Here is a 20,762-nt window from a genome sequence, read left to right as displayed (position 1 = left end):
ATATGATATCCACTCGGCTTGTCTCTCTTTCTTTGAATTCAATGTGTAATTCGATTCAATGGGTGAATACTAAGCGACAACCCTCAGAAGCATCGTCCAGAGGGTTGTTTCATTGAAATCAGGCTATGATTTTGGTCTTCTTTGCATTCTCGGCTGAACGCTTGGTGAGACTGCTAAGGGGACGTTTCAGCACCAGTGCTAGGATCAGACTAAGTGCTATAAATATACACAGCCATAGAATATCCTTGAGAGCAGTCGACCACAGAATGCCACCGACTGATTCACGAAGAAGGCTGATCGCATACGTGAAGGGCATAAACGGATTCAATGCCTGGAAGAAGGGAGAAGTCATGCTGATCGGGAATGTTCCTCCTGAGCTTGAGAACTGAAACACCATGAATATAATCGCAATTCCTTTTCCAATGTTTCCGAACACGGACAATAAGGTGTATGTGATCGTGACGAACACGGCGCTTACCAACATGGCAAACAGGACAAACCATATTTTATCTGCTACATATGTTCCGAGAATCAGCATATCTCCGACCGTTACGCACACAGCCTGAAGCAACCCTATAGTCAGGAACGTACCCAAGCGTCCAAGGTACAATTGGTACCCTCGAAACTTACCGTCCGGATTTTCTGCCTCAGCCCGAAGCAGGGAAATCAGGAGTGTTGAGCCGACCCACAGGGACAGTACGCCGTAAAATGGCGACATGGCCGATCCGTAGTTGGGAATCGGATACAATTGATTTTCCTTGATCTGAACGGGACTCGCAAGAAAGGCGCTCTCTTCCTCAATATCCCCGCGCAGCAGTTTGGCAAGTTCGGCAAATTGATTATTGCCTTCGACCTCTCTGAGTTTATCTGCCGCCTTGCTGATGGCACTTTCCAGATCCGGCAGGTCCTCTCGCACAAGTGTGGCAACGCGGTGCACGCCTTTTTCAACCTCTGGCAATTGATGTTGTACAAAGTCGGATGCTCTGCCAATCTGCTTCTCCGCCTGAGGCAGATCGTTGCGGACAAAATCGGCTGCTTCGTTCAGCTTGGCCCCGACTTTGGGCAGGTCATTCTGAATTAAAGGCGCTACTGTATTCAGTGCCTGGATGAAAGCTTCACTTTTACTTTGTAATGTCTGAGAGATTTCATGAATCTTGTTCTGTATTTGGGGCAGATCACTTTGGATTTTTCTTAATTCCGTCTGTCCAAAAGTAATACCTTCCTTGGTAGCTGACAGGATGTCCGCTACATCCGGTAATTTGTCTTGGGCACCTTGTAAAGTATCTGCTGATGCAGAGAGAATAGATCTTAGTTTATCTGCTCCGGTAGTAAGAGCAGGCTCAATTTCAGCATCATACGCTCCAAGGATTCGGTTCACGCCGCTGTTGATTTCCTCTGATAACGTGCTCAGCTGAGCAATGATATCAGCTGGTGGAGTGGTATTGCGACGTAATGCATCGCTGATGATACCGGCAAGCTTCATTTGCAGCTGTAACTTGTCCGATAGGGTATTCAATCTGGTGATTTTATCGGCTAACGGATGGTTTGGAAGGAGATTGTCCATCTTGCCCAATAGGTCGGCCATACTGTCAACCAATTTTACGGCAACGGCAAGCCGAACAGCTATGCTGTCCAGTTCGTCCGCTGTAGGGAGTGCGCTAAGATCCGTACTCTGAAGTCGTTTAAACAGATCTCCGCCAGCACTTGCAATCTGCTGCACCAGCAATAGATTTTGCCGGATCACCGGTCCGATGGTCTGAAATGCTTCTTCACTGGCATCCACGAAACGATTCATGCCTTCAGCGAGTTCTACTCCGTTTTCGGTAATGCCTGAGACAGTGACAAGTTTATCTTGAGCAGCGGTTACGATAGTTAGAGCCTTGTCCGTTTTGGTTAAAGCCGTATCAATGACACCGGATACTTCACCGAAATGTTCATCCACTTCTTGGATACGTTCGACTGCTTTTCGAATATCCGGAATTCGCTCCTGTATGGCTAGTACCTCGGCAGAGGCATTCATGATCTGTGGCCAATATTCCTGCACCTTAAGTATATACTGTGCCGCTTCGTTCATTTCGGGCAATCGTTTCTCGACTTCAACAATTTTTTGCGCTTCTTTGACGATTTCCGGCATCGCTTTTTCCACTTCCAACACTTTTTGTCCCGCAGACTGTATGGCAGGAAGATTCTTTTCCAGTGTAAAGATTCCATTTTCCATCTTGCGCAGGGTAGGTAGCTGTGCATCGATTTCCACACCAGCTTCCTTTAATTTGGTTAATACTGCCTGACTAACTGCTTCGGTAAAACTTTCGTTTATTTGCGTTGTAATAGAAGAGATACCTGATCCCGTGATTTTGGGAGCAATGGCATTGACTTTCTCGTTCACGGTATAGACGACTTCGGGACGTTCCAGTTTCCCATCGACAATACCGGTGATTTTGGATGAAAAGTCACCTGGGATAAGCAGACTTGCATAATACTCACCCGTCTGCACACCACGGCTGGCCTCCGCCTGATCCACAAATGTCCAACCCAGCTTATGATTCTGCTTCAGGCTGGTCACTAATTCGTCTCCTATATTAACCGTCGTTCCAGCGACGGTGGCTCCCTGATCTTCCGTGGTTACCGCGATTTTGATTCCTTGAGTGTTGCTGTACGGGTCCCACACCGATTTTACGTTGACCCAGTCATACACCCCGGGCAGTAAAATAATGGCTACAATCAAGAATATGCCGGTGGGTACTTTTAAAATGTGAAGCCAGTCCGTTTTGTAAATTTGCCATATATTACGCATGATGTCCTCCTAATTCAAATCAAATTCCAGGTTTTATATCATTCCCATCTCAGGAAGATACAAATCTTTATGTATATCGGTTCCTATGTACGGAATGTGAACGGGCTTGCATTAAAGTTGTTTTACCCCGTTCTTGTGTGATTAATCGATCTTTCCTGTAAGTAATATAAGCAGCTATAAACAGAAGGGTTATATTGGATCGATTCAAGTTTGCAAATACCTATGGATAAATATACAGAATTATTGTATAATTATGAGCAATAAATGAAATGTGATGTGCATGGATGTTTTTCAGCCGACCTGTTGATTCTAAAGGGAAACAGCAGGGGAGTTCGCCTGCTAAGGTGAGGTGTTGACAGGGGGTTGTCTTTCTGTCATAATTCATGAAGATAAACGAACATATTGATCAATAGCGCCCTGTGAGGCACTTCAGTATGTTCGACATGAATAGCACCTTTAAATCAGTCCCGTGAGACTGGCAAGGTAACGTGAACGATACATCGTTTTTTGCTGCGGCAATATAACGGTGCATCCCGAGAGTAAACTTTCTTCAGAGCGGTCTGAAGTTCGGAGACTCCTTGCCAATAAACACGGCAAGGAGTCTTTTTTGTTCTCCTGTCACGGGGCCATGATCTGGAGGGAAATCCTGAGGAGGCTGAACGCATGAGCACAGAAACACATGTCATTATGGATGAAACGGCGATCCGCCGCGCATTAACACGGATTGCCCATGAGATTTTGGAAAAAAACAAAGGGATCGACGGTTGTGTGCTGGTCGGTATCCGTACGCGGGGCGTTTATCTCGCAGAACGGATCGCCGCGAAGATTGAAGAAATCGAAGGCGCCAAAGTCCCCTGGGGAGAACTGGATGTAACTCCTTATCGCGATGACCGCTTGGACGAGAACAAAGCGAATCGCAAGGAACTGTTGACGATGACACCTGAATCACTTTCGATTCATGACAAAAAAGTGATTTTGTTCGATGATGTGCTCTACACCGGTCGTACCATTCGTGCAGCGATGGATGCCCTGATGGACTGTGGAAGACCGCAGAACATTCAGCTGGCCGTACTCGCGGATCGCGGACACCGGGAACTTCCGATCCGACCTGATTTTATAGGCAAAAACGTGCCGACTTCCAAATCAGAGGAAATTGAAGTGGCACTAATGGAAACGGACGGACAGGACGAAGTCAAAATCATTCAGAACCGGGGGGAGCAAGCATGATGATTACACAGACAGCATTGAAGGACCGGAGCTTGCTCGGACTGAAAGAACTTAGTCGCAGTGAGATTGAAGCGATTCTGAACAGAGCAGCCTACTGGGAAGCTCAGAAGGATAAATTGGTACCTGTACTTGAATCACGCTTTGTTGCCAACATGTTCTTCGAGAACAGTACGCGTACTCGCTTCTCATTCGAAATGGCTGAGAAACGATTGGGTGCACAAGTGCTGAACTTCACGGCTGCAGCTTCAAGTGTAGAGAAGGGCGAATCTATTTATGATACGGTACGAACACTTGAATCCATGGGCATTGATGCAGGAGTCATTCGGCTGAAACCAGCAGGTGTTCTGCAGCAGCTGGCACAGAAGGTGAATGTTCCACTGGTAAATGCGGGAGACGGAAATAACGAACATCCAACTCAGGCATTGCTGGACCTGTACACCATGCGAAAAGCCTTCGGTGAGCTAAAAGGTTTGCGTGTATCGATCATTGGAGACATCATGCACAGCCGGGTTGCACGCTCGAACCTGTGGGCGCTGCAAAAGTTCGGAGCAGATGTACGCTTCTGTGCTCCGCAAACGATGCAAGCACCGGAACTGGCAGAGCACGCTCCTTATGTAGGTCTGGATGAAGCACTGAATGCGGATGTCGTCATGATGCTGCGGGTTCAGCTGGAACGCCATAAGCATGGTCTCATTACCTCGGCAGAGGATTATCGCGAACACTACGGATTGACGGAAGAACGGGCGGCACGCCTGAATCCAAACACCATTATCATGCACCCTGCTCCTGTTAACCGGAACGTTGAAATTGACGACGCGGTTGTAGAGAGTACAGCATCGCGGATTTTCCCGCAGATGGCGAACGGTGTTCCGATTCGCATGGCGGTCATGGAACGCGCATTAAAGCTGTAACAGGGTCTGGCTATGGGTCATAGGCTGACAGGGCGGATCTTCTTTAGAACGGTAAAGTATACGATAAATCCAAATCATTCGGTTCCTCTGGGAATCCGGGTGAGAACCGAAGCGGAGGGCAATTATGCTACAGATTATTAAAAATGCGAATGTTTTGAATGCTCAAGGGGAACTCGAACGGAAAACGATCATTATAAATGGAGGCAAGATCCAAAAGATCGTCGGTGTGGAAGACGAAGCGGTCCTGCAAGCAGAACAATCTGCGCACAGCGTTACGGATGCTTCAGGCAAATTGGTAATTCCGGGCTTGATCGACATGCACGTGCATTTGCGTGAACCTGGTTTCGAACACAAAGAGACCATCGAGACAGGTGCCAGGTCAGCGGCCCAAGGTGGTTTTACAACAATCGCCTGCATGCCAAACACAAGACCCGTAACAGATAGTCCGGATGTAGTAAGTTTGGTTCTGAATAAAGCCAAGGAAGCTGATTTGGTAAAAGTTCTGCCGTATGCGGCCATTACCAAAAACGAGCTTGGTCGCGAACTGACCGATTTTGCCGCTTTGAAAGAAGCAGGCGCCATCGGATTCACGGATGACGGCGTAGGCGTGCAGAATGCGCAGATGATGAAAGACGCCATGAGCCTTGCGGCAAGCATGGATATGCCAGTCATTGCTCACTGTGAAGACGACTCACTGGTTGTAGGTGGATACGTGACTGAAGGAGAATTCTCCAAGCGCCATGGTATCAAAGGCATTCCGAATGAATCCGAAGCGATTCACGTTGGTCGTGATATCCTTCTTGCCGAAGCAACAGGGGTGCACTACCATGTCTGCCACGTAAGCACGGAACAATCGGTTCGCCTGATTCGTCTGGCCAAATCGATCGGCATCAAGGTTACGGCTGAGGTGTGTCCGCATCATCTGGTTCTGTCCGATGAGGACATCCCGGGCATGGATGCCAACTGGAAAATGAACCCGCCACTTCGCTCACCGCGTGATGTGCAGGCTTGCATTGAAGGCTTGCTGGACGGAACGCTGGACATGATCGTAACTGATCATGCGCCGCATAGTGAAGAGGAGAAAGCCAAAGGCATGGAACTGGCGCCATTCGGAATCGTTGGATTCGAAACTGCTTTCCCGCTGCTGTACACCAAGTTTGTAGAAACAGGACTTTGGAGCCTGGACTTCCTGGTTAAACGCATGACTGCCGATCCGGCACGGGTATTCCGACTGGATACAGGCAGGATGGAAGAGGGAGCACCTGCGGACTTGACCATGATTGATTTGAATCAGGAACAGGCAGTTGACCCTGCGACGTTTGCTACCAAAGGAAGAAACACACCATTTACAGGATGGAAGCTGAAAGGCTGGCCGGTACAGACTTGGGTGGATGGCAAAAGCGTGTGGAATAACACGGTACAACAGTAAATCGGTAAACAGATGAATCATTAGCTCTTTACTTCAATAATTCTTACAACTAACTCGAGGCCGATCATGCCGAGAGTGTAAACATACGAAACAAGCAAAGTTGATGTCATGCTTTTGAATTTGGAGGCCAGCGTAACTGCGGAGTGGACAGAAAAGACCTGAAGAAACGAAGTGTTCGCCTTTATCCCCGGATTACCCCATTTGAAAATGGATCAAAAAGTAATCCGGGGGTAACAGCGATCGAAAGGTTTTCTGTCCGCGGAGCCGCACGAACGTAACTCCATGTTCAACTCAGGAGGCATTCAACGTTGATAAACACAGAGGAGTGAAATGGGATGCAGGCACAGGCAAGATTATTGTTGGAAGACGGCACACTGTTCACCGGAAAAGCGTTCGGTGCTGAAGGTGAAACAACGGGTGAAGTCGTTTTTAATACGGGAATTACAGGCTACCAAGAGGTGCTTTCGGATCCTTCTTATTGCGGTCAAATCGTAACCATGACGTATCCGCTGATCGGTAACTACGGCATTACGCGTGACGACTTCGAGTCCATCCGTCCATTCGTGCATGGTTTCGTAGTTCGCCGTCATGAGACAGTACCGAGCAACTGGCGCGCTGAATACAGCCTGGATGATCTGCTGAAAGAGTATGGCATCGTCGGCATCAGCGAAATTGATACACGCATGTTGACTCGCCGGATTCGTCATCACGGCACCATGAAGGGAATTCTCACAACAGGATCGAAGCCTGTGGAAGAGCTGCTGGAGATGATGGGAGACACGAGCATCGCCGAGCTGCGCAACCAGGTGCCTCTGACGTCCACGCAGCATGTGTACAACAGCCCGGGCACGGCTGAGCGTATCGTCCTTGTAGACTATGGTGCAAAAACAGGAATTCTGCGTGAACTGAGCAAGCGCAACTGCGACGTTGTTGTCGTGCCGCATGATGTAACTGCAGAAGAGATTCGTCGTCTTAACCCGGATGGTATTCAGCTGTCCAACGGTCCTGGGGATCCAAAAGATGTACCACATGCCGTTAAAATGATCAGTGAACTGCTTGGCGAGTATCCGATCTTTGGTATCTGCCTCGGGCATCAACTCTTTGCACTGGCAGCAGGCGCGGATACGGAGAAGCTCAAGTTCGGACACCGCGGTGGTAATCACCCAGTCAAAGAACTGGAGAGCGGACGCTGCTTCATCACATCCCAGAATCACGGTTACACGGTTAACGAAGAGTCAGTGAAAAACACTGAATTGGAAGTTACACACATCAATAACAATGACAAGACCATTGAAGGTCTGAAACATAAAACATTCCCTGCGTTTTCGGTACAATATCACCCGGAAGCAGCGCCAGGTCCTTATGATAACAGCTATCTGTTCGACCGTTTCATCGAAATGATTCGTGAGCACAAAATCACTAACCCGCAAAAGCCGCGTCAAGCCGTATTGGCAGCCGCAGTGAAAGGAGCGCAATAACATGCCGATTAACAAAGACCTCAAAAAAATCCTGGTGATTGGTTCCGGTCCAATCGTCATCGGTCAAGCGGCCGAGTTCGACTATGCCGGTACACAGGCTTGCCAGGCACTGAAAGAAGAAGGCGTGGAAGTTGTACTCATTAACAGCAACCCGGCAACGATCATGACTGATACCAATATGGCGGACAAAGTCTACATCGAGCCGATTACATTGGACTTTGTAACTCAGATTATTCGTCAGGAACGCCCAGACGGATTGCTGCCTACGCTTGGCGGTCAAACGGGTTTGAACATGGCTGTGGAACTGGCTCGTGCCGGTGTCCTGGAACGTGAAAATGTGAAATTGCTCGGAACACAGCTGACATCCATTGAGAAAGCGGAAGACCGTGACTTGTTCCGTGATCTGATGCGTGAACTGGAACAGCCTGTACCAGAAAGTGTTATCGTAACGACACTTGAGGAATCCCTTGAGTTTGCAGGAGAGATTGGGTATCCGATTATCGTACGTCCAGCTTATACGCTTGGCGGAACAGGCGGCGGGATCTGTGCAAACGAAGAAGAGCTGCGCGAGACCGTCGCAGCAGGACTTCGTTACAGCCCGATTGGGCAATGTCTGGTCGAGAAGAGTATTGCAGGTATGAAAGAAGTTGAATACGAAGTCATGCGTGACAAGAACGATAACTGTATCGTAGTCTGCAACATGGAAAACTTCGATCCGGTCGGCGTTCACACTGGTGACAGTATCGTTGTGGCACCGAGCCAGACGCTATCTGATCGTGAATATCAAATGCTGCGTTCAGCATCCCTGAAAATCATTCGTGCCCTTAACATTGAAGGTGGATGTAACGTACAGTTCGCCCTGGATCCACACAGCTTCCAGTACTATGTTATCGAAGTGAATCCGCGGGTAAGCCGCTCCTCGGCACTGGCTTCCAAAGCAACCGGTTATCCGATTGCAAAAATGGCTGCCAAAATCGCCATGGGTTATACGCTTGATGAGATTGTCAACCCGGTAACAGGCCAAACCTATGCTTGCTTTGAGCCAACACTGGATTATATCGTGAGCAAAATCCCTCGCTGGCCGTTCGACAAGTTTACTTCCGCGAACCGCAAGCTGGGTACACAGATGAAAGCAACAGGCGAGGTTATGGCTATCGGCCGTACCTTTGAAGAGTCGATTCACAAAGCAGTTCGCTCTCTGGAGATCGGTGTTCACCGTCTATACTTGAAAGAGGCAGAAACATTGGACGAAGCTACGCTCAACGAACGTCTAATCAAAGCCGATGATGAGCGCATGTTCCTGGTGGCTGAAGCATTCCGCAGAGGCTATACATTACAACAACTGCAGGATCTGACGAAGATTGACTGGTGGTTCCTGGACAAAATTGAAGGTCTGGTCGGCTTCGAAGATCGTATCCGTGAGGAATCCGAGCTGTCATCCGAAACGCTGTATCAAGCGAAGCGCCTTGGATTCACGGACCGTGCGATTGCTGAGCTGCGCGCTCAAGGTCAACCTGGAAGCACGCTGACAACGGAAGCAGAGGTTAGAGCTCGTCGTGAGCAGGAAAACCTTCGTCCGGTATACAAAATGGTTGATACATGTGCAGCAGAGTTTGAAGCGACAACACCATACTACTACTCGACGTACGAAACGGAGAATGAAGTTATCCCTTCGGACAAGAAAAAAGTCGTAGTGCTGGGTTCGGGTCCAATCCGGATCGGTCAAGGGATTGAGTTCGACTACTCAACAGTACACGCGGTATGGGCCTTGCAAAAGGCAGGCTACGAAGCGGTTATTATTAACAATAACCCTGAAACAGTATCCACGGACTTCAATACATCTGATCGTCTGTACTTCGAGCCTCTGTTCTTCGAAGATGTCATGAACGTGATTGAGCAGGAGCAGCCGGTAGGGGTTATCGTACAGTTCGGTGGTCAAACAGCCATCAACTTGGCAGCACCGCTGCGTAATGCAGGTGTAACGATACTCGGAACGGATCTGGAGAGCATCGATGAGGCAGAGGATCGGAAGAAATTCGAACGCCTTCTGTCTCGTTTGGAAATAGCACAGCCGAAAGGCAAAACAGTCATATCCGTAGATGATGCGGTAGAGACGGCACAAAGCCTGGGTTACCCTGTACTGGTTCGTCCTTCCTATGTACTCGGCGGTCGCGCCATGGAGATTGTCTACTCCGATGCGGAATTGCTGACATATATGGAACAGGCGGTTAAAATCAATCCGGAGCACCCGGTACTGATCGACCGTTACATGCTGGGTAAAGAGGTTGAGGTAGACGCCATCTGTGATGGTGAAACGGTACTGGTTCCTGGCATCATGGAGCATATCGAACGCGCAGGGGTCCACTCTGGTGATTCCATCGCGGTATATCCGCCACAGCACCTGTCCCAGGATTTGAAAGAAAAAATCGTCGAAATCACAATCAAAATTGCAAAAGAACTCAAAACGATTGGTCTCGTCAACATCCAGTTCGTTATCCATGATGGCCAAGTGTATGTCATCGAGGTGAACCCGCGTTCATCCCGTACAGTACCTTTCCTGAGCAAAGTAACGAACATTCCAATGGCAAATCTGGCAACACAGGCCATATTGGGTGTGAAGCTGAAAGACCTGGGTTATGTGGACGGTCTGTGGCCTGAGTCGGATCATGTTTCGGTTAAGGTACCGGTATTCTCCTTCGCGAAGCTGCGCCGTGTAGAGCCGACCCTTGGACCAGAGATGAAATCCACAGGCGAAGTTATGGGACGTGACCCGAATTACGCCAAAGCATTGTTCAAAGGTCTCATCGGAGCAGGCATGAAAATTCCGGCTACCGGAGCGATCGTGGTTACTGTTGCCGATAAAGACAAGGACGAAGCGGTACCATTGCTTGAAGGATTCTACCGACTTGGTTACAAAATCATGGCTACCGGAGGTACGGCAGCTGCGCTTGAGGCGGCAAACATTCCGGTAACGACGGTGAAAAAACTGAGCGAAGGTTCGCCAAATATCCTTGATATGATCCGCAGCGGGGAAGCGAACTTCGTTTTCAACACACTGACCAAAGGTAAAACGCCGCAGCGTGACGGGTTCCGGATTCGTCGTGAAGCGGTAGAGAATGGCATTGTATGTATGACTTCACTGGATACGATTCGTGCCCTGCTGAGAATGCTGGAAACGATCAATTTCTCCTCCGAAGCCATGCCGGCCTTTGTTGAATAAGTAATCTCTGATGAAGGACATCAGTCAGCCCTTGGGCTGACGGGATGTCCTTTATATCGGGCAAAAAACGGAAAAAACAAGCATGTGGAAGGAGCGGACTGGATGAATCACCCTAATTTCAACGAAATGGCTGGCCGTTTAATGGTCGCACTCGATTATCCTGATGCGGAACAAGCGCAAGCACTGGTACAGGCACTTGAAGGCATTCCATGTTATTTGAAGGTAGGAATGCAGCTGTTCTACGCAGCAGGTCCGGACTTTATCCGGGAGCTGAAAGCGAAAGGGTACTCGGTGTTTCTCGATGTGAAGATGCACGATATCCCCAATACCGTTCGTGGTGGTGCCGAGAGTATCACCCGCCTTGGTGTAGACATGTTCAACGTACATGCAGCAGGCGGTACAAGCATGATGCGTGCTGCACGCGAAGGAGCGGAAGCAGCGCTGGCTGCAGATTCTTCTCTGAGAAGGCCGGAAATCATCGCAGTTACCCAGCTTACCAGTACAAGTCAGGAAACAATGAACAGCGAAATTGGCATTGAGGGAAGTGTGGAAGCGGCAGTGGTTCGTTATGCTGGACTGGCTCATGAAGCAGGCCTGGATGGCGTTGTGGCTTCTCCACTTGAGGTGCCGGCAATCCGGGCAGCATGCGGCAGTGATTTTCACACCGTTACCCCGGGAATTCGGCCGGCAGGCAGTGGTCTTGGTGACCAGACACGTGTCCTCACGCCAGGGGAAGCCATCGCTAGAGGCAGCCATTACATTGTTGTAGGTAGACCGATTACAGGCGCGCCCAATCCACGTGAAGCAGCAGAAACCATTTTGAAGGAGATGTTGAACGCATGATCGCACTGAATGAGATTCCTAACCATATTGCTTCCCAACTTCTGAAGATTAACGCCGTGGCACTGCGCCCGCAGCAGCCTTTTACCTGGACGTCGGGGATCAAGTCCCCGATCTATTGTGACAACCGTCTGACGATGTCCTATCCAGAGATCCGCAATGACATTGCCGAAGCCTTCGCTGCCATTATTCATGAACAGTACCCGGATGCAGAAGTCATTGCAGGTACAGCAACCGCAGGTATTCCGCATGCAGCATGGGTAGCTCAGAAGCTGAATCTGCCAATGGCCTACATTCGTGACAAAGCGAAAGGACATGGTAAGGAAAACCTGATTGAAGGCATCATTACCGAAGGCCAAAAGGTAGTTGTAATCGAGGACCTGATTTCTACCGGAGGTAGTTCAATCAAAGCAGCAGAAGCAGTGCGTGCAGCAGGGGCAACACCTCTCGCCGTGCTGGCGATTTTCAGCTATCAGCTGGATAAAGGGGTAAAAGCATTTGAAGAAGCCGGCATTCAGCTGCAAACCCTCTCCAACTATACGGCCCTAATGGACGTGGCTTTGGCTCAGGGAACCATCCAGGAGAGTGATTTCGAGCTGCTCAAATCCTGGCGTGAAGATCCTTCTTCATTTGGTAAATAATATCATCTGTGCATCTTGTGCTGTTTGACTTACGAACAGTATCAAAATTGTAATGATTGGCGCTATAGAGGCAAATTCATAGATTTGGCAAGAAGCATCCCGCACTCAGGGGTGCTTTTTTCGTTTGTTCATCAAAATATTAACTTTTTCCCGGCTACGTTGTAAAAAGCTTGTAACTTTTAGTTGGGATCGGTCGTTTATAATGCAGTGTAGTATGGAATAGATTTCTAATTTTAGTACCCTTAATGAAATGATTGGGATGTTAAGAAAGGATGAGCGTGATTGCTGGCATGAAGAAATTATTTTCCAGGATGAAATCTGCCAAAAGCCAGTCAGGCGAGAAGCATGCAAAAGGGCACACGGAGCAGCAGAACACCGCCGTGCAGGAAGCCTCGGCATACATAAGTGACCCCGATAGTCCTTCCATCGACTCGCAATCCATAAGTGATGGAATGAACCAGGATGAGGTAGCCGTTGCCGCTGCCGAACCTGAAGCGAAGTCCCAGCCCAAGGCAAAAGCCAGTTTGCTGCCTCCGTACGACGGACCTGTGCTGGAAGTTCGTAATGTACATCGGAGCTTTCAGACAGGCAGCCGGATTATCCATGTACTCAAGGGCATCGACATGGAAGTCAACCCGCAGCAGCTGGTTATGCTGAAAGGACGATCAGGCTCGGGCAAAACGACACTGCTCAATATGCTGGGCGGACTGGATCAGCCTTCCAGTGGGGACATTTTATTTTCCGGACAGCCTTTGCAGGATTGGGGTGACCGGAAGCGGACCTCTCTGCGGCGTAAGGAAATCGGTTTTATTTTTCAGGCTTATGCACTGATGCCCTTGCTGTCGGCATGGGAAAATGTAGAGCTGTCATTGCGGATGGCAGATATACCTCGCTCGGAATGGAAGGACCGGGTTGGCCATTGTCTGGATCTGGTCGGACTGTCCAAACGGGTGAAGCACCGACCGTTCGAAATGTCCGGGGGGGAGCAGCAGCGGGTCGCGATCGCCAAGGCCATTGCGCATAGACCCAGATTGCTGCTTGCGGATGAGCCGACAGCTGAGCTGGATTCCAAGATGGGAGCACAGGTTATGTCCGTATTTCGCAATATTATTGAAGTAGAACAAGTAACCATATGTATGACTACACACGATCCTACGATTTTGGAGGTTGCGGACCATGTTTATGAAATGGCGGACGGCAGATTTATCAAGTAAAGAGGCCGCTCCGAAAAGGGGGAAACGTGCAGCGCTGATTGTAATTGGTGCAATCATAGCTGCAACGATGTCAGGCTGCTCTTTGCTGCCGGCAGAAACAGAGGAAGAAGTGCTTCCACCAATCACGCCGCCTACGATTTCCAAAAAGCCGGAATATGAAGTCCGGACAGAAACGTTGGAAAAAAAGGTTAGCGGCAGCGGTAAAATGATGAGTCAGCGGGAAGAGAAGGTGTATTTCACGCTGGACGGTATGCACATCAAGGAACTGAACGTGAAACCGGGGGATAAAGTGAAGAAAGGCCAGCTCCTCGCAGAGCTCGACGTGGAGAGTGTTGAGAAGGAAATTCGGGCCAAAAAGCTGCAGATTCGCAAATCGGAAGTACAAATGAAGGAAACGCTTCGTAAACGAGATGAGATGGATCCGGTGGAGTTCGAAGAGGCAACCATTGCATTTGAAGAACTGCGCCAGGAGCTGGCTGATCTGGAGGAGCAGTTAGGTAAAGCAACGCTGACCGCTCCGTTCGGAGGAACGATTATTGCGGTTCAGGTGGAGAAAGGTGCAGCAGTCAAAGCCTATGATCCGATTGCAACGATTGCGGATACGTCAAATCTGGTTGTCGCAGCTACATTTGCCAAGGAAGATCTGGAGAAATTCTCGGCTGGCATGAAGGCGGATGTCGACATCAATGGAGCGGGTAAGGTAGCCGGCAGAGTTAAAGTGATGCCTGTTGCTGAGGCTGCTGGAAGTGGAAGTGGAAACGGTGGAGGTTCAGGCGAAGGTGGCACCCCGCCAGTCAAAGAAACCCTCGACCAGTATGTTATCGTCTCCCTGACGAAAATGCCCAAGGGTGTGGAACGCGGAACCCCTCTGACAGTATCCATTGTGACCCAGCGTACGGAGGATGCCATAGTCATTCCTGTATCGGCGCTGCGCTCCATCGGTTCAAGAACATACGTGCAGGTCGTTGAAAGTGATGGCAGCAAGCGCGAAGTGGACGTTGAAGTGGGGCAGCAGACATCCACGGATGTTGAAATTCTGAAGGGTCTGACGGTTGGACAGAAAGTGGTGGGCCGCTAATGGGGCTGCCATTGCTCAGACTGTTGTTCCGGAAAATGTGGAACACCCGCTGGATGACATTCAGTACACTGATCGGACTGATTGTGGCGGTAGCATTCACTGTCAGTATACCGATGTATGCCGACGGTGCACTGAAACGGGTGGTGGCACAGACCCTGCAGGATAACAGTGAGGGGCTGCCTGCAGGTTCGTTGCTTATGAGTTATCAGGCTCCAGGCGGGGTTAAGACAGACACGCGCGGATTAGAAGAAGTGGATCGCTATATTCGGGAGGATGTGCCTCGCGATATTGGTTTTCCATTTCATACGTATGTAAATTCCAGATCCATTCGGAGCACCGAGGTGAATCCGGAGGATCCCACCAAGGTGGATGCCAGCCGGGTACGGAGCATGACGCTCGGAACGATGAGCGGGCTGGATGCAGAGGTGAATTATACTGCCGGCGTGAAGCCAGGCAATCAAGTGAAGGACGACATTGTTGAAGCGGTTATGCTGGAGGAAGGCATGTACCGGAACGATCTGCACGTCGGTGATATTCTGGAATACCCCGTGTACAGCGGGCTTGATATCACCTTGCGTGTCAAAATCACAGGTTCCTTCAAGGCGGATGATCTGAATAGTCCGTATTGGGTTCAGGGATTCGATGGCATGATGAATGGACTGTATGTGGATGAGTCCGTGCTCAATGATGTACTGCTGAAGGAAAAAGGAATTCCTCTTCAGAATTCGCGCTGGTATTATGCGTTTGATCTGAAGGAAATCCAAACCAGTCAGCTGCCGGGTCTGACATCCATGCTGGAACGTTTGGATATTGATCTGTACCAGCGGCTCAAGGATACGAAGGTGGATATCACCTTTGGTGATCTGTTGAAGCAATTCCGCAGTCAGAGTCTGCAGCTGCAGACAATGCTGTTTACACTGGCAGCACCGATGATTGCGATGGTTTTTTATTTTATTGCAATGAATGCCAGACAGTCCCTGCAGAAGCAGGAAAGTGACATTGCGGTACTGCGAAGCCGCGGCGCTTCAGCACGGCAGATTTTCTCCCTATACCTGCTGGAGGGTATCTTTCTGGGGGCAATCGCGCTCGTGATTGGTCCAATGCTTGGCTGGTTTATGGCAAAAAGCATCGGATCAGCCAGTGGGTTCCTGTCGTTCGTGGATCGCAAGTCGATTCCAATCGGTGTGTCCAAGGAAGCTATCCTGCTGGGCCTTGTCGCCGTACTCGTAGCCATTATTGCTTCACTTATTCCGGCAATAACCTATGCACGAGCGACGATTGTTTCGGCCAAGCGACGCCAGGCACGTACAGATCGTGCTCCCATATGGCAGCGTTGGTTCCTCGATATCCTGCTGCTGGGTCTTGCGGGATATGGATACTACCTGTTCTATGAACGTCAGATGCTGACGTTCCAGACAGGGATGACGACAGATCAGCTGCAGGTACAGCCGTTTCTATTCTTTGTACCTGCGCTTGCGATCTTTGCCTTGGGTCTGTTCTTCCTGAGGTTGTTCCCATGGATTCTGAAGCTCATTCAGTGGATTGGGCGCAAGTTCCTGCCGGTTCCACTTTACTTGACCCTGACACAGCTATCGCGGTCATCATCGTCTTATTACCCGTTGATGATCCTGCTGGTTTTGACACTCGGGCTTGGTGTGTACAACTCGGCTGCAGCTCGGACCATTGATCTGAACTCCACTGAGCGTACATTATACCGATACGGTTCTGACGTCATTATGCAAACGGTATGGGAAGGAACACCTGAGGTTAAGCCTGGCGGTTCCGGTCAGAACGGTGGTTCAGGCGGAGGTCAGCAAGGTGGTGGAAACGGTGGCGGAGGTTCTGGCGGCGGTGGTGCTGCCGGAGGCGGCAATGGCGGTGGAGGTGCTCCAGGTGGGGGCGGTGGAAACTCACAACCATCCAAAGTCATTTACTCCGAACCTCCATTTGAAGTATTCCGCAGACTGGACGGTGTGGAACATGCAGCGAGAGTGCTGCAGACGAAAGGGAATATCATTGTATCCGGCAAATCCGGCGGCCAGGGCATGCTGGTCGGGATTGATAATGTGGACTTTGCTCAGGTGGCTTGGTTCCGTAACGACCTGTTCCCGGCACATCCATATAAGTATCTTGATCTGTTAGGCAAGTATGAAGGGGCTGTGTTGATCTCATCCAAATTTGCGGATAAGTTCAAGCTCAAAACTGGAGATCTGCTCTCTATTGGCGTTCAGGGCCAGGCCATTGAATTCGTGGTTTTCGGCATTATCCCATACTGGCCTGCACAGTATCCGGACCAGACGCCATTCTTCGTGGCCAATCTGGACTATATCTATGATCAGGTGCCGCTGATTCCGTACGAGGTCTGGCTGAAAATGGAACCTGATGCCAAGGTGGCTCCATTAATGGAGAAGCTGGCAGCAGAGGGTATTGAGCTGTCCTCCGTACGCGATGTACGTACAGAATTAGTATCCCAGGGCAAACATCCGTCACGTGGCGGTGTGTTCGGGATCCTGAGTCTGGGCTTCCTGGTCTCGGTCATCATATCCCTGATTGGGTACATCCTGTATTGGTTCTTTAACCTGTCAGGCCGTGTTGTCCAGTTCGGTGTATTAAGAGCCATGGGATTATCACGTGCACAGCTGAGCGGAATGCTGCTCCTGGAACAAGTTTTCACGGCAGGTCTTTCCATTCTGCTCGGCATCGGAATCGGTCAGGTATCCAGTCGTCTGTTCCTGCCATTCTTGCAAACGACAGATAATGTATCTGCACAGGTACCCCCGTTCCGCATTGTATTTGAACAACAAGATATGCTGCAGCTGTACGGCGTAACTGTGGTCATGCTGATTGTGGGAGCAACGATGCTGCTGTGGCAGATTCGCAGATTGCGGGTTCACCAAGCGGTCAAAATGGGAGAGGAGAGGTAAACGTGATCCAATGCGAAGGACTCGTGAAAATTTTTAAATCCAGCGATGTGGAAGTCGTTGCCCTTCAAGGTCTCAACCTGACTGTCAATCAAGGTGAAATGATGGCGATCATCGGCAACAGCGGCAGCGGTAAATCCACATTACTCAACATTCTGGGTGGATTGGACCGTCCAACGGCTGGTACTGCGGTTGTTGGAGACTGGGATTTGCTGAAAATGACAGACGCCCAGCTAGTAGAATACAAACGACATACCGTAGGTTTCATCTGGCAAAACAATGGACGTAACCTGCTGCCTTACCTAACGGCACTGGAGAATGTGGAAACACCCATGATTCTTGGCGGCAAGCGGGATCGCGCATACGCGATGCAGCTGCTGGAATGGGTTGGTCTGAAGGATCGGATGCACAACAAGCTGCATCAATTATCCGGAGGGGAGCAGCAGCGGGTGGCTATAGCCATCTCGCTCTCCAATCGTCCCAAGATTCTGCTTGCCGATGAACCAACAGGCTCGGTCGATTCCGAGACTTGTGATACGATCATGAACATTTTTCGCAAAATGAACAAGGAACTGGGCGTCACGATCGTTATTGTTACCCATGATCTGACGCTTGCCGGCAAGGTGGACCGTATTGTAGCGATACGTGATGGCTTGACGAGCACCGAGTTTGTGAAACGGAATCCGAACCTGGATGATGAACATGGATTATCGGAATCGGGAGCACCGGATATTCATGAAGCCTTTGTCATCATTGACCGGGCGGGACGCCTTCAGGTACCCAAAGAGTATTTGGAGGCCTTGGCCATTGACAACAGGGCAACATTGGAATTTGACGGTGAGCGTATTGTGATTACACCACCAAGATAAAATTGAGGGGGAATTGGGAGATGAAGAACAGGTTTTGGGGAAAACGAGTGCTTGCTGTGCTGGCTACAGCCAGTCTGGCATTGCCGCTGATTGCGGGTTGTACAGCTAGTGAGGCCAAGGATACAGAGCAGCGTGTATTGCGTGTTGCTACATTATGGGGGAGCCAGGATGACAGCTATTTCCGTCAGCAGTTTACAGATGCATTTGAACTGACACATCCGAATGTAACGATTGAAGTGGTGGCTGCAGTAGATCAGGGCAGCATGTATGGCTATGGTACTCAGGAAGAACAGCAGGAAATGCCGGATAGCCTGGAAAACATGAAGAAAATCATGACTGGCGATAATCCAGTGGATGTCGTTGTGGCTGACACGGCTACGATTAAATCACTCATCCAGGAGAATATGGTGAAACAGCTGGACCCACTGATCCAGGAGGATAAATTCGATACCAGCGATATTGTACCAAGTGTTATTGAAGGCATCAAGGATCTGGGAGATCAGAGCATCTATGCGCTGACACCGACCTTCTCCTCCTCCGCGCTGTTTTATAACAAGGCAATGTTCCAAAAAGCAGGCGTAGAGCCACCTACTGATAACATGACGTGGGATGATATTTTCAACCTGGCAACACGTCTGACCAAAGGTGAAGGAAAAGATCACGAATTCGGGTTTTCATTCTCTACGTACCAAGGTGGTTCGCCGTACTACACCATGCAGCAATATTACAATGCTCTGCAATTGAAGATCTTTGATGACAAAGCAGAGAAAATGACCGTAGATTCGCCGCAATGGGAGAAAGTATGGAGTACGATCAGCAAGCTTGCTATCGATAAAGTGATCCCTAAAGGAGACGAACCTCAGGATCAGGATCCGAACGGACGTTATAACCCGCTTCAAGGTGATCTGTTCCTGAGCAGCAAGGCTGCTATGGTTATTGGGGATTACAGCTACATCAACCAATTAATTGACGCAAACAAAAATGCAGATAAAATGGAAGGCTTCACCAAGGTGGACTGGGACGTGGTAACACCTCCGGTGCATCCGGAAGCACCTGAAATTGGAGGTAATATCTATCTCAGCAGCCTGATGGCAATTAATAGTTCAGCTCAAAATCCGGATGATGCCTGGGAACTGATCAAATATATGAACAGTGAAGATTGGGCTAAGATTAAGGCACGCAGCAGCTACGAGATGGTATCCCGCAAAAGCTTCATTAAACCGAAGGACGGTTTGGATTACAATATCCAGGCGTTCTATACGTTGAAGCCTGTGCCTCCTACCAATACCAATTTGGATAATCTGTACCAAAAAATGCCGAGCCTCTGGCAAGTGAGCGAGAAAGGCATGGAATACTTCACTCAGGTGCTTGAGAACAAGAAGACACCAAAAGAAGCACTTGGTGAGTGGGCAGCCAAAGGTAATGAAATGTTAGAGAAATTAAAAAAGGATCCCAAGGCCACGTTTTAAGCCTTTACAAGGAAGTAGAGGGGTTTAATACTGGCATAGTACAAAATAGTCGCTGGAGTTTTTAACCTCTGGCGGCTATTTTTTTGGGAAATGGGGTATTCTACAACCAGCAGAGATGAATTATAACTCCGGAAAGGAAGAGAAGGATGCGCTGGGTATATTTCAGCAAGCTATATGCAACTAAATTTCAGGCAGGGTGTCTTGCCAAACGCATGGAGCAGGACGGGTGGATTTACGGTCATAATGAGCCAGCAGAAGTGGAAGTATATCGTTCAAAAAGAGGAAGATATGGCGTTCGGTTTATTCCCTGACATTACCCCTTGACTTATTAGGGTGGGATAGTGTATATTAATTAAGTCGCTGTTTTAATATTTTACTGACGCGGGGTGGAGCAGCCCGGTAGCTCGTCGGGCTCATAACCCGAAGGCCGCAGGTTCAAATCCTGCCCCCGCAATTTAGTTTCGCTTGGATGATTCACAGCCATCATCTGCACGTTATACATTATGTCTAGGGCCCTTAGCTCAGTTGGTTAGAGCGGTCGGCTCATAACCGATTGGTCGGGGGTTCGAGTCCCTCAGGGCCCATTCTCTTAAAACCCTTGCGCAGCAAGGGTTTTTTTCTGTCCTGTTTTGCAAGTATTGTTTTTCATGTGGCGATTAACTTATAGAAAA

General features: G+C 49.4%; 14 protein-coding genes and 2 tRNA genes. 15 read left to right on the top strand and 1 reads right to left on the bottom strand.

Features of this window, described 5'->3' with window-relative positions; translation table 11 throughout:
• Positions 1–118 precede the first annotated feature (118 nt).
• The gene (locus CHH60_RS12335) at positions 119–2,794 is read right to left on the bottom strand and encodes a YhgE/Pip domain-containing protein (RefSeq protein ID WP_095359439.1); all 2,676 of its coding nucleotides are present in this window, start codon (positions 2,792–2,794) and stop codon (positions 119–121) included.
• Between the two features lie 663 nt (positions 2,795–3,457).
• Here CHH60_RS12335 and pyrR point away from each other — a divergent pair.
• The 15 genes from pyrR to CHH60_RS12265 all read left to right on the top strand — a co-directional run bounded on the left by pyrR (position 3,458) and on the right by CHH60_RS12265 (position 20,675).
• Positions 3,458–4,021, top strand: coding sequence for a bifunctional pyr operon transcriptional regulator/uracil phosphoribosyltransferase PyrR (gene pyrR / locus CHH60_RS12330; protein WP_095290017.1), 564 nt, complete (start codon positions 3,458–3,460; stop codon positions 4,019–4,021).
• Complete coding sequence (locus CHH60_RS12325) at positions 4,021–4,932, top strand: aspartate carbamoyltransferase catalytic subunit (RefSeq protein WP_375335121.1); 912 nt, start codon at positions 4,021–4,023, stop codon at positions 4,930–4,932. The genes pyrR and CHH60_RS12325 overlap by 1 nt, the downstream gene beginning before the upstream one ends.
• Before the next feature lie 124 nt (positions 4,933–5,056).
• Complete coding sequence (locus CHH60_RS12320) at positions 5,057–6,361, top strand: dihydroorotase (protein WP_095359437.1); 1,305 nt, start codon at positions 5,057–5,059, stop codon at positions 6,359–6,361.
• Between the two features lie 335 nt (positions 6,362–6,696).
• Positions 6,697–7,839, top strand: coding sequence for a glutamine-hydrolyzing carbamoyl-phosphate synthase small subunit (carA, locus tag CHH60_RS12315; RefSeq protein ID WP_095359436.1), 1,143 nt, complete (start codon positions 6,697–6,699; stop codon positions 7,837–7,839).
• Position 7,840: 1 nt separating this feature from the next.
• Positions 7,841–11,059, top strand: coding sequence for a carbamoyl-phosphate synthase large subunit (gene carB / locus CHH60_RS12310; RefSeq protein WP_095359435.1), 3,219 nt, complete (start codon positions 7,841–7,843; stop codon positions 11,057–11,059).
• Between the two features lie 102 nt (positions 11,060–11,161).
• Complete coding sequence (gene pyrF / locus CHH60_RS12305; RefSeq protein WP_095359434.1) at positions 11,162–11,902, top strand: orotidine-5'-phosphate decarboxylase; 741 nt, start codon at positions 11,162–11,164, stop codon at positions 11,900–11,902.
• Positions 11,899–12,540 (top strand): orotate phosphoribosyltransferase, encoded by a 642-nt coding sequence (gene pyrE, locus CHH60_RS12300; protein ID WP_095359433.1) that lies wholly within the window; start codon positions 11,899–11,901, stop codon positions 12,538–12,540. Before pyrF ends, pyrE begins: the two co-directional genes overlap by 4 nt.
• Before the next feature lie 452 nt (positions 12,541–12,992).
• Positions 12,993–13,754: an ABC transporter ATP-binding protein gene (locus CHH60_RS12295; RefSeq protein WP_095359817.1), complete on the top strand. Its 762-nt coding sequence runs from the start codon at positions 12,993–12,995 to the stop codon at positions 13,752–13,754.
• Positions 13,717–14,832, top strand: a complete 1,116-nt coding sequence (locus CHH60_RS12290) for an efflux RND transporter periplasmic adaptor subunit (RefSeq protein WP_095359432.1) — start codon at positions 13,717–13,719, stop codon at positions 14,830–14,832. Before CHH60_RS12295 ends, CHH60_RS12290 begins: the two co-directional genes overlap by 38 nt.
• Positions 14,832–17,756 carry an ABC transporter permease gene (locus tag CHH60_RS12285; RefSeq protein WP_095359431.1) on the top strand — a complete coding sequence of 975 codons (2,925 nt, stop codon included), beginning with the start codon at positions 14,832–14,834 and terminating at the stop codon, positions 17,754–17,756. Before CHH60_RS12290 ends, CHH60_RS12285 begins: the two co-directional genes overlap by 1 nt.
• A 2-nt stretch (positions 17,757–17,758) precedes the next feature.
• Positions 17,759–18,622 (top strand): ABC transporter ATP-binding protein, encoded by an 864-nt coding sequence (locus CHH60_RS12280; RefSeq protein WP_095359430.1) that lies wholly within the window; start codon positions 17,759–17,761, stop codon positions 18,620–18,622.
• A gap of 20 nt (positions 18,623–18,642) precedes the next feature.
• Positions 18,643–20,091: an ABC transporter substrate-binding protein gene (locus tag CHH60_RS12275; protein ID WP_095359429.1), complete on the top strand. Its 1,449-nt coding sequence runs from the start codon at positions 18,643–18,645 to the stop codon at positions 20,089–20,091.
• A 146-nt stretch (positions 20,092–20,237) separates the two neighbouring features.
• On the top strand, positions 20,238–20,402 hold the full coding sequence (locus CHH60_RS29780) for a hypothetical protein (protein ID WP_164764226.1): 165 nt from the start codon (positions 20,238–20,240) through the stop codon (positions 20,400–20,402).
• 69 nt (positions 20,403–20,471) lie between these two features.
• Positions 20,472–20,545 (top strand) — tRNA-Met (locus tag CHH60_RS12270).
• Between the two features lie 56 nt (positions 20,546–20,601).
• Positions 20,602–20,675, top strand: a tRNA-Ile gene (locus CHH60_RS12265).
• The last annotated feature ends 87 nt before the right edge of the window (positions 20,676–20,762 follow it).

The sequence above is a fragment of the Paenibacillus sp. 7523-1 genome, from assembly GCF_002276415.1.
Lineage (GTDB): Bacteria > Bacillota > Bacilli > Paenibacillales > Paenibacillaceae > Paenibacillus > Paenibacillus illinoisensis_A.
The sequence above is the reverse complement of the archived record's forward strand: the minus strand, read 5'-3'. Positions and strand labels throughout refer to the sequence as shown.